Origin of the sequence: Kitasatospora sp. NPDC086801 (assembly GCF_044745805.1) — a bacterium.
GTDB lineage: Bacteria > Actinomycetota > Actinomycetes > Streptomycetales > Streptomycetaceae > Kitasatospora.
The window spans coordinates 1-10421 of the sequence record NZ_JBIVAX010000078.1; the positions used below are offsets into that span (position 1 = coordinate 1).

Sequence of the window (10421 nt, forward strand, 5' to 3'; positions counted from 1 at the left end):
AGCCGGCCGCCAGGGCGAGCAGGGCGGCCGCCGCGAGCGTTCGCGCGGTCACGGTTCTCCTCCTTCGCGGGGCGCGGGGCGCGGAGCCGCCGGGGGGGGGGGGGGGGGGGCCCCCCCGGCGGGGGGGGGGGGGGGGGGGGGGGGGGCCGGGGGGGCCCCGCCCCCCCCCTCCCCCACCGACCCGCGGTCAGACCTGGGCCCACTCCTGCTGCCGCGCCAGGTCCGCCTTCACCTCGGCGAGCTGGACCGCCACCGCCGACGGTGCGGTGCCGCCGCGCCCGTTGCGCGAGGCGATGGCGCCGTGCACGCTGAGCACCGACCGGACTTCGGGCGTCAGGTGCACCGAGATCGCCGCGAACTGCTCGTCCGTCAGGTCGGACAGCTCGATGCCCTCGGCCTCGCAGACCTTGACGCAGGCGCCGGCCACCTCGTGCGCGACCCGGAACGGCACGCCCTGCCTGACCAGCCACTCGGCGATGTCGGTGGCGAGCGAGAAACCGGCCGGGGCCAGCTCCTCCAGCCGCTCCCGGTGCACGGTGAGGGTCGCCATCATCCCGGTGAACGCGGGCAGCAGCACCTCCAGCGTGTCGCAGGAGTCGAACACCGGCTCCTTGTCCTCCTGGAGGTCCCGGTTGTAGGCGAGCGGCAGGGCCTTGAGGGTGGCCAGCAGGCCGGTCAGGTTGCCGATCAGCCGGCCGGACTTGCCCCGGGCGAGCTCGGCGATGTCCGGGTTCTTCTTCTGCGGCATGATCGAGGAACCGGTGGAGAAGGCGTCGTGCAGCGTGATGAAGCCGAACTCCTTGGTGTTCCAGATGATCACCTCCTCCGCGATCCGGGAGAGGTTGATGCCGATCATCGCGGTCACGAACGCGAACTCGGCGACGAAGTCGCGCGAGGCCGTGCCGTCGATGGAGTTGCCGACCGAACCGCCCTCGAAGCCGAGGTCGGCGGCGACGGCCTGCGGGTCGAGGCCGAGCGAGGAGCCGGCCAGCGCCCCGGAGCCGTACGGGGAGACGGCGGTGCGGGCGTCCCACTGGCGCAGCCGCTCGGCGTCCCGGCCGAGGGCCTGCACGTGCGCGAGGACGTGGTGGGCGAAGAGGACGGGCTGCGCGTGCTGGAGGTGGGTGCGGCCCGGCATCGCGGTGTCCGGGTGCGCCTCGGCGAGGCCGACCAGGGCGTGCTGGAGGTCGAGCACCAGGGCGCCGATGGTCCTGGCGTGGTCCCGCAGGTACATCCGGAACAGGGTGGCGATCTGGTCGTTGCGCGAGCGCCCGGCCCGCAGCTTGCCGCCGAGGTCGGCGCCGAGGCGCTCCAGCAGGCCGCGTTCCAGGGCGGTGTGCACGTCCTCGTCGGCGACGGTGCCGGTGAAGGTGCCCGCCTGGACGTCGGCGAGCAGCTGGTCGAGGCCGGCCAGCATCGCGGCGAGCTCGTCGTCGGAGAGCAGGCCGGCCTTGTGCAGGACCCGGGCGTGGGCCTTGGAGCCGGCGATGTCGTACGGCGCGAGGCGCCAGTCGAAGTGGACCGAGGCGGAGAGCCTGGCCAGCGCCTCGGACGGGCCGTCGGCGAAGCGCGCGCCCCAGAGGCGGACGTCGGCGGTCTGGTCGGCGTGCTGGTCGGCGGACATCGCGTGGGCTCCTGACGGGGAAGGGGGATGCGGACGGGAGGGGATCAGGCGAGGTCGCGGCGGGCGGCGAGCTTCGAGGACATCCCGAAGATCTCGATGAAGCCCTTGGACATCGACTGGTCGAAGGTGTCGCCGGTGTCGTAGGTGGCGAGGTCGAAGTCGTACAGCGACTGGTCGGACTTGCGGCCGTTGACCACGGCCCGGCCGCCGTGCAGGACCATCCGGATCTCGCCGGAGACGTACTGGTTGGCCTCGTTCACGAAGCCGTCCAGCGCACGCTTGAGCGGGGAGAACCAGAGGCCGTCGTAGACGAGTTCGGCCCAGCGCTGCTCCACCTGCCGCTTGTAGCGGGCGAGTTCGCGCTCGACGGTGACGTTCTCCAGGGCCTGGTGGGCGGTGATCAGGGCGATCGCGCCGGGGGCCTCGTAGATCTCCCGGGACTTGATGCCGACCAGCCGGTCCTCGACCATGTCCAGCCGACCGACGCCCTGGGCGCCGGCCCGCTTGTTCAGCTCCTCGATGGCCTGCAGGACGGTGACCTTGCGACCGTCGACGGCGACCGGAACGCCGGCGTCGAAGGTGATGACCACCTCGTCGGCCTCGCGCGGGGCGGCCGGGTCCTGGGTGTAGTCGTAGACGTCCTCGATCGGGGCGTTCCAGATGTCCTCCAGGAAGCCGGTCTCGACGGCCCGGCCGAAGACGTTCTGGTCGATCGAGTACGGGGACTTCTTGGTGGTGGCGATCGGCAGGCCCTTAGCCTCGGCGAAGGCGATCGCCTTGTCCCGGGTCATCGCGTAGTCGCGCACCGGGGCGATGCACTTCAGGCCGGGGGCCAGGGAGTTGATGCCGACCTCGAAGCGGACCTGGTCGTTGCCCTTGCCGGTGCAGCCGTGCGCGACGGTGGTGGCGCCGTGCTTGCGGGCGGCGGCGGCCAGGTGCTTGACGATGACCGGCCGGGACAGCGCGGAGACCAGCGGGTACTGGCCCTGGTAGAGCGCGTTGGCCTTGATCGCCGGGAGGCAGTACTCGTCGGCGAACTCGTCGCGGGCGTCCGCGACCTCGGCCTCGACGGCGCCGCAGTCCAGCGCGCGCCGGCGGATGACCTCCAGGTCCTCGCCGCCCTGGCCGACGTCGACGGCGACGGCGATGACCTCGGCGCCCGTCTCCTCGGCGATCCAGCCGATGCAGACGGAGGTGTCCAGTCCGCCCGAGTAGGCGAGTACGACGCGCTCGGCCACGGCTTTCTCCTTACAGCTCTACGTACAGGGTTTCCGTACAGGTTTACGGCGACAGGCATAAGTATGCACTACTCCGTATGAAACACAAAACCCCGGCCGGGGAAGTCTCCGCCGGTCGGGGTTTCGTGTCGTGGCGCGTCGTGGCGCCTCGGGGTATCGCGTCGTGGCGCGCTACTGCGCCTTCGCCTGGGCGAGTTGCATGAGGTGGTCGGCGAGCGCCTGGCCGCCCGCCGGGTCCCGGCTGATCAGCAGCACGGTGTCGTCGCCGGCGATGGTGCCGATGATCTCGAACACCTCCGCCTGGTCGATCGCCGAGGCGAGGAACTGCGCGGCCCCCGGCGGGGTGCGCAGCACCACCAGGTTGCCGGAGGCCGTCGCGGAGACCATCAGCTCGCCGGCCAGCCGGGCCATCCGGCCCTCGCTGGCCGACTCCCCCATCGGCGCGCGCGGCGTGCGGTCGCCGCCCTCCGCCGGGACGGCGTAGATCAGCGCGCCGTCCCGGTTGCGGATCTTGACCGCGCCCAGCTCGTCCAGGTCCCGGGAGAGGGTCGCCTGGGTGACCACGAGTCCGTCGTCGGCGAGCAGCTTGGCGAGCTGGCTCTGCGAGCGCACGGGCTGGCGGGTGAGCAGGTCCACGATCCGCCGGTGCCGCGCGGTGCGGGTCTGCGGCACCTGCGGCGACGGGCCTGCGGCGGACGGGCCGGAGTGGGAAACGGTCATGTGGTTATTCTCCCGGACAACGGTCAGCTCGCATCGGCCGGGGCGCCCTCGCGCACCGCCCGCAGGATGCCCGGCAGGGCGGCGAGGAAGGCGTCCGCCTCCTGCTCGGTCAGCACCAGCGGCGGGGCCAGCCGGACGGCGTCCGGGACGGCCGCGTTGACCAGGAAGCCCGCCTCCTGCGCGACGGCCTGCACCTGCGCCGACACCGGCTCGGTGAGCACGATGCCGAGCAGCAGTCCGGCGCCGCGCACGTGCGAGACCAGCGGGTCGCCGATCGCCTCGACGCCCTGGCGCAGCCGCTCGCCCAGCTTGCGGACGTGCTCCAGCAGGCCCTCGGACTCGATGGTGTCCAGCACCGCGAGCCCGGCCGCCGCGGCCACCGGGTTGCCGCCGAAGGTGGTGCCGTGCTGGCCCGGGGTGAGCAGTTCGGCGGCCTCGCCGAAGGCCAGCACCGCGCCCATCGGCAGCCCGCCGCCGAGCGCCTTGGCGAGGGTGACGACGTCCGGCTCGACGCCCTCGACGGCCTGGTGGGCGTACCAGTGGCCGGTGCGGCCGACGCCGGTCTGGATCTCGTCCAGGATCAGCAGGGTGCCCGTCGCCCGGGTGATCTCGCGGGCCGCCCTCAGGTAGCCCTCGGGCAGCGGGACGGCGCCGTTCTCGCCCTGGATCGGCTCCAGGAAGACCGCCGCGGTCTCGGTGGTGACGGCCGCGCGCAGCGCCTCGACGTCGCCGAACGGGACGTGCGTGACGTCGCCGGGCAGCGGGCGGAAGGGCTCCTGCTTGGCCGGCTGGCCGGTCAGCGCGAGGGCGCCCATCGTCCGGCCGTGGAAGGCGCCCTGGAGGGCGACCAGGTGGGTGCGGCCGGTCCGGCGGCTGATCTTGAACGCGGCCTCGTTGGCCTCGGCGCCGGAGTTGCAGAAGAACACCCGGCCGCCCTCCCGGCCGTCCAGCTCCAGCAGCCGCTCGGCGAGGGCGATGGTCGGCTCGGCCATGAAGAGGTTGGAGACGTGGCCGAGGGTGGCGATCTGCCGGCTGACCGCCTCGACGACCGCCGGGTGGGCGGTGCCGAGGGCGTTGACGGCGATGCCGCCGAGCAGGTCGGTGTACTCCTTGCCGTCGGCGTCCCAGAGCTTGGCGCCCGCGCCGCGCACCAGCGGGATCCGCGGGGTGCCGTAGTTGTCGGTGAAGGCGTGCTGCCACCGGCCGGTCAGTCGCTCGTTCGCGGTCATGCCAGTCCCCCGGTCACGGTCTGCTCGTCGTCCGGCACGACCATCGTGCCGATGCCCTCGTCGGTGAAGATCTCCAGCAGCAGGCTGTGCTGCACCCGGCCGTCCAGGACGCGGGCGGTGCCCACGCCGGAGCGGACGGCGCGCAGGCAGCCCTCCATCTTGGGGAGCATGCCGCTGGCCAGGTCCGGCAGCAGCTTCTCCAGTTCGCTCGCGGTGAGCTGGCTGATCACGTCGTCGGAGTTCGGCCAGTCCGCGTAGAGGCCCTCGACGTCGGTCAGGACCACCAGCATCTCGGCGTCCAGCGAGACCGCCAGGGCGGCCGCGGCGGTGTCGGCGTTGATGTTGTAGACGTGGCCGTCGGCACCGCGCGCGATCGAGGAGATGACCGGGATCCGGCCGTCGGCGATCAGCGCCTTCACCGCGCCGGCCTCGATGTTGACGATGTCGCCGACCAGGCCGATGTCGACCTGCTCGCCGTCCACCACCGCGTACCGCTTGACCGCCGTCATGGTGTGCGCGTCCTCGCCGGTCATGCCGACCGCGAACGGGCCGTGCTCGTTGAGCAGGCCGACCAGTTCGCGCTGCACCTGGCCGGCCAGCACCATCCGGACCACGTCCATGGTCTCGGGGGTGGTGACCCGCAGGCCGTTGGTGAAGCTGGACTCCAGGCCGAGCCGGTCCAGCTGGGCGCTGATCTGCGGGCCGCCGCCGTGCACCACGACGGGGTGCAGGCCGGCGTAGCGGAGGAAGACGACGTCCTGGGCGAAGGCCGACTTGAGGCTCTCGTCCACCATGGCGTTGCCGCCGAACTTGATCACGACGGTCTTGCCGTGGAAGCGCTCCAGCCACGGCAGCGCCTCGATCAGCGTCATCGCCTTGGGCAACGCGGTGTTGTTGCGGGCCTGTTCGCCCTTGGGTGCGATCTTCACGGGTGTCCCTCGTCCGAACGGGTGTCGCGCATCGGGTGTCGCGGATCAGGTGGCGCGCATCGGGTGGCGCGCGTCACCTGTCGGGCATCAGGTCGAGTAGGCGCTGTTCTCGTGGACGTAGTCGGCGGTGAGGTCGTTGGTCCACAACGAGGCACTCTCCGTACCGGCGTTGAGGTTCGCGGTGATGACGACCTCGCGGCCGGCCATGTCCACCAGGGTGCGGTCCTCGCCGACGCTGCCGTCCTTGCAGACCCAGACGCCGTTGATGGCCACGTCCAGCCGGTCCGGGTCGAAGGCGGCGTCGGTGGTGCCGATCGCGGCCAGCACCCGGCCCCAGTTGGGGTCCTCGCCGTGGATGGCGCACTTGAGCAGGTTGTTGCGGCTGATCGTCCGGGCGACGTCGACGGCCTCCTGCTCGGTGGCGGCGCCGGTGACGTCGATCCGGATGTCCTTGCTGGCGCCCTCGGCGTCGGCGATCAGCCGGCGGGCCAGCTCGGCGCTGACGGTGCGGACCGCCTCGGCGAACTCGGCCTCGTCCGGGACGACGCCGGAGGCGGCCGAGGCCAGCAGCAGCACGGTGTCGTTGGTGGACATGCAGCCGTCGGAGTCGATCCGGTCGAAGGTGGTGCGGGTGGCGCCGCGCAGCGCGGTGTCCAGGGCGGCGGCGTCCAGGTCGGCGTCGGTGGTGATCACGACCAGCATGGTGGCCAGGCTCGGGGCGAGCATGCCCGCGCCCTTGGCCATGCCGCCGACCGTCCAGCCCGCCGGGCTGGTGACCTGGGCGGTCTTGTGCACGGTGTCGGTGGTCTTGATGGCGATCGCGGCGGCCTCTCCGCCGGTCGCGCTCAGCTCCCGGGCGGCCAGCGCGACGCCGGGCAGCAGGACGTCCATCGGGAGGCGCTCGCCGATCAGGCCGGTGGAGGCGACGGCGACCTCGCCGGCGTTGAGCTCCAGCTCCTCGGCGACCTTCTCCGCGGTGGCGTGGGTGTCCTGGAAGCCGAGCGGGCCGGTGCAGGCGTTGGCGCCGCCGGAGTTGAGGACCACGGCGGACACCTGGCCGCCCTTGAGGACCTGCTCGGACCAGACGACCGGCGCGGCCTTGACGCGGTTGGCGGTGAAGACGCCGGCGGCGGCGAGCGCGGGGCCGTCGTTGACCACCAGGGCGAGGTCCGGGGTACCGGACGCCTTGATGCCGGCGGTCACGCCGGCGGCCCGGAAGCCCTTGGCGGCCGTCACGCCCACGTTCGTGCTGTTGCTCACGGTGCGACTCCGTTCACGGGAAGGCCCAGCTCCTCGGGCAGGCCCAGGGCGATGTTCATGCTCTGCACCGCGCCGCCCGCGGTGCCCTTCACGAGGTTGTCGATCGCGCTGATCGCGATGATCCGCCCGGCGGTGGCGTCCAGCGCGACCTGGACGAGGGCGGTGTTGGCGCCGTAGACGCTGCTGGTCTGCGGCCACTGCCCCTCGGGCAGCAGGTGGACGAACGGCTCGTCCGCGAACGCCTCGGCGTAGGCGGCGCGCAGGCTCTCCGCGGTCACCCCGGGCCGCGCCTTGGCGGAGCAGGTGGCGAGGATGCCGCGCGACATCGGGACGAGGGTCGGCGTGAAGGAGACGGTGACCGGCTCGCCCGCGACGGGGGTGAGGTTCTGCACCATCTCCGGGGTGTGCCGGTGCACGCCGCCGACGCCGTACGGGCTGACGTTGCCCATGACCTCGCTGCCCAGCAGGTGGGTCTTGGCGGCCTTGCCCGCACCGGAGGTGCCGGAGGCGGCGACCACGACGGCCTCCGGCTCGGCGAGCCCGGCCGCGTACGCCGGGAACAGCGCCAGGGACACGGCCGTCGGGTAGCAGCCGGGCACGGCGATCCGGTTGCTGCCCTTCAACGCGGCCCGGTGGCCGGGGAGTTCCGGCAGGCCGTAGGGCCAGGTGCCGGCGTGCGCGGAGCCGTAGAACTGCTCCCAGTCGGTGGCGGCGCGGAGCCGGAAGTCGGCGCCGCAGTCGACCACCAGGACGTTGCCGCCGAGCGCCTCGGCGACGGCGGCGGACTGGCCGTGCGGCAGCGCCAGGAAGACCACGTCGTGGTCGGCCAGCACCTCGGGGGTGGTGGGTTCGAGGACGCGGTCGGCGAGCGGGATCAGGTGCGGCTGGAGCGCGCCCAGCCGGGTGCCCGCGTTCGAGCCGCCGGTCAGCGCCCCGATCTCCACCTCCGGGTGGCCGAGCAGCAGGCGCAGCACCTCGCCGCCCGCGTATCCGCTCGCGCCGGCGACGGCGACTCGCAATGCCATGGCGTTCCTCCTTGGTTGTGGCATGAATATACGCAGCACGGAACATTCATGCAAGAAGCTGCGGTCAGGACCCCGAAGAACGCCCGAAAACCGCCCTGCGTCCACCCGGCCGGCCCTCCGCCGGCCCTCCACCGGCCCTCCACCGGCCGGGCAGGCGCCGGGCTACCGCTTGACCGCGCGCAGCACCACGAACTTGGGGTTGCCCGCCACCAGTTGGCAGTTGCCGAAGAGACGCCGCAGCTTGACGTGGTACCCGAGGTGGCGGTTGCCGACCACCCACAGCTCCCCGCCCGGCCGCAGCGCCCGCCGGGAACCGGTGAACATCCGCCAGGCGGTGGCGTCCGTGGTGGCCTGGTGCGAGTGGAACGGCGGATTGTTCAGGACAAGGTCCACCGAACCCGGGGGCACCACCTCCGGCGCCAGCGCGTCGGCGGTCAGGAACTCCGCCCGGGCGTCCGGGCCCAGATTGGCGCGGAAGGTCTCCTCCGCCGAGGCCACCGCCTGATGGGACTCGTCGACGAACACCAGCTCCGCACCCGGCCCGGCCAGCGCGGCAGCCGTACCGACCACACCGTTGCCGCAGCCCAGGTCGACCACCCGGGCCCCGGGCGCCGGGGTCGGCAGGTGGCCGAGGAAGAAGCGGGTGCCGATGTCGAGGCGCTCGGCGCAGAACGTGCCGGCGTGGTTGACCACCGTGCGCCCGGAGACCGGGCCGACGTCCGGCGGCAGAGCGTAGCAGTGCGGCCACGGGCTGGGGCCGGGGTCCAGCGCCGGATCCGGGGTGCAGAAGATCAGCCGGGCCTTGCGGGCGGCGAGCGAGGTGCGGGTCGGGCCGAGGATCCGCTCGAAGAGCTGGAGCGTGGACGTGTGGATCTCGGCGACCATGCCGGTGCCGACCACCACCGTGCCCGGGTGGACGGCGGGGGCCAGCCGGTGCAGCTGGTCCTCCAGCAGGGCCAGGCTCTTGGGGACGCGCACCAGCAGGACGTCGATCCGCTCCGGCGGGGCGTCCCTGGTGGTCAGCAGCCGGGCCGGGTCGACGGCGGCGCCGGCCCGCGCCAGGTTGGCCAGGGTGGCCTGCCGGCCGAGGTGGGAGTCGGCGATCTGCACCGGCTCGTGGACGGCCAGCGCCGTGGTCAGCGCACCCCAGCGGTCGCCCAGGACGACGATCCGGCGCCCGGCCAGATCGGTCGCGGCGCCGGCGGCGCTGTCCGCCTCGCCCGCGAGGTGGCGCAGCAGGTACTCGTCGGCGGCGTCCCAGGCCCGCAGCCGCTCACGCGGGCCCTCGGGGAAGCGGGTGAGGCCGAAGGCGCCCCACGGCGTGGTGAACAGGGTCGCCGCGGTGGGCGTGATCTCGGGATTCATCGTGTTCTCAGGCTATCCGACGGCCCGACGGGGAACCGTTTCGACGGATACTGGAAGAGCCCGGCCGAAAGGGGTGAGGGCGATGGACTGGAAGCTCGAAGTCGTAGTGGTCCCGGTGTCGGACGTGGACCGCGCAAAGCTGTTCTACGAGGAGCGGGCCGGCTTCACGGTCAACCACGACACCCGGCTGCGTGACGGGGTCCGGGTCGTCCAGCTGACTCCCCCGGGCTCGACCTGCTCCATCGTGGTGGGCACCGGGGTCATCGGGGCGCCGCCCGGATCCGTGAAGGGACTGCAGCTGGTGGTGCCGGACATCGACAAGGCGCACGCCGAGCTCGCGGCACGCGGCGTCGAGGTCAGCCCGGTCCAGCACTTCGAGGCGGGCACCCGGGTGGACGGGCACGGCGAAGCGTGGAACTCCTTCGTGTTCTTCAACGACCCGGACGGCAACGGCTGGGCGGTCCAGGAGGCCCCACCGACGGCCGGGGACGTGCTGCGGGCCGTCCACCAGCGGGCCCAGCAGACGGCTTAGCCGGCGTCGTGGACCGCTTGGGTAGGCTCCGGGGATGGCTGAACACGAGGGAAGCGTGCGGGTGGACAGCTGGATCTGGTCGGTCCGGCTCGCCAAGACGCGGGCGCTGGCGGCCGCCGCCTGCCGGGCCGGGCACGTGCGGGTGAACGGCGAACGGGTCAAGCCGGCCCAGGCGCTGCGCCCCGGGGACGAGGTGCGGGTCCGCGAGGAGGGCTACGAGCGGGTCGTCGTGGTGCAGAAGCTCATCCGCAAGCGGGTCGGCGCCACGGTGGCGGCGGACTGCCTGATCGACAACAGCCCGCCGCGGCCGCCGCGCGAACTCGTCGCGACGGCCGGCGAGCGGGACCGGGGCGCCGGGCGCCCGACCAAGCGGGAGCGGCGCGACCTCGACCAGTTGCGCGGACACTAGGTTCTGTCCGCGCGATCATGAGCGGAGCCAGATGGCCAGTGCGGCGACCGTGACTGTGCCGAGAAAGACGTACACGCGTTTGTCGTACCT

10 protein-coding genes are annotated in these 10421 nt (G+C 72.9%); 2 read left to right on the plus strand and 8 right to left on the minus strand.

What is annotated here, in order from left to right:
- Positions 1-187: 187 nt before the first annotated feature.
- The 8 genes from argH to ACIPLC_RS37700 form a co-directional block, all read right to left on the minus strand.
- Positions 188-1624, minus strand: a complete 1437-nt coding sequence (gene argH / locus ACIPLC_RS37665; protein ID WP_400477576.1) for an argininosuccinate lyase — start codon at positions 1622-1624, stop codon at positions 188-190.
- Positions 1625-1668: 44 nt separating this feature from the next.
- Positions 1669-2862 (minus strand): argininosuccinate synthase, encoded by a 1194-nt coding sequence (locus ACIPLC_RS37670; RefSeq protein WP_400477577.1) that lies wholly within the window; start codon positions 2860-2862, stop codon positions 1669-1671.
- 171 nt (positions 2863-3033) lie between these two features.
- Entirely contained in the window at positions 3034-3582 is a 549-nt protein-coding gene (locus tag ACIPLC_RS37675) for an arginine repressor (RefSeq protein ID WP_063346843.1), read from the minus strand.
- A gap of 23 nt (positions 3583-3605) precedes the next feature.
- Positions 3606-4811 (minus strand): acetylornithine transaminase, encoded by a 1206-nt coding sequence (locus tag ACIPLC_RS37680; protein WP_400477578.1) that lies wholly within the window; start codon positions 4809-4811, stop codon positions 3606-3608.
- Positions 4808-5683: an acetylglutamate kinase gene (gene argB / locus ACIPLC_RS37685; protein ID WP_400477583.1), complete on the minus strand. Its 876-nt coding sequence runs from the start codon at positions 5681-5683 to the stop codon at positions 4808-4810. Before argB ends, ACIPLC_RS37680 begins: the two co-directional genes overlap by 4 nt.
- A 144-nt stretch (positions 5684-5827) precedes the next feature.
- A complete protein-coding gene (gene argJ / locus ACIPLC_RS37690) occupies positions 5828-6982 on the minus strand; it encodes a bifunctional glutamate N-acetyltransferase/amino-acid acetyltransferase ArgJ (RefSeq protein ID WP_400477584.1) in 1155 nt (384 codons plus the stop codon).
- 14 nt (positions 6983-6996) lie between these two features.
- Complete coding sequence (gene argC, locus ACIPLC_RS37695) at positions 6997-8025, minus strand: N-acetyl-gamma-glutamyl-phosphate reductase (protein ID WP_400477579.1); 1029 nt, start codon at positions 8023-8025, stop codon at positions 6997-6999.
- 162 nt (positions 8026-8187) lie between these two features.
- Positions 8188-9390 (minus strand): methyltransferase, encoded by a 1203-nt coding sequence (locus tag ACIPLC_RS37700; RefSeq protein ID WP_400477580.1) that lies wholly within the window; start codon positions 9388-9390, stop codon positions 8188-8190.
- A gap of 82 nt (positions 9391-9472) precedes the next feature.
- Here ACIPLC_RS37700 and ACIPLC_RS37705 point away from each other — a divergent pair, with 82 nt between their 5' ends.
- On the plus strand, positions 9473-9922 hold the full coding sequence (locus ACIPLC_RS37705) for a VOC family protein (protein ID WP_400477581.1): 450 nt from the start codon (positions 9473-9475) through the stop codon (positions 9920-9922).
- 34 nt (positions 9923-9956) lie between these two features.
- Entirely contained in the window at positions 9957-10331 is a 375-nt protein-coding gene (locus ACIPLC_RS37710) for an RNA-binding S4 domain-containing protein (RefSeq protein WP_400477582.1), read from the plus strand.
- The last annotated feature ends 90 nt before the right edge of the window (positions 10332-10421 follow it).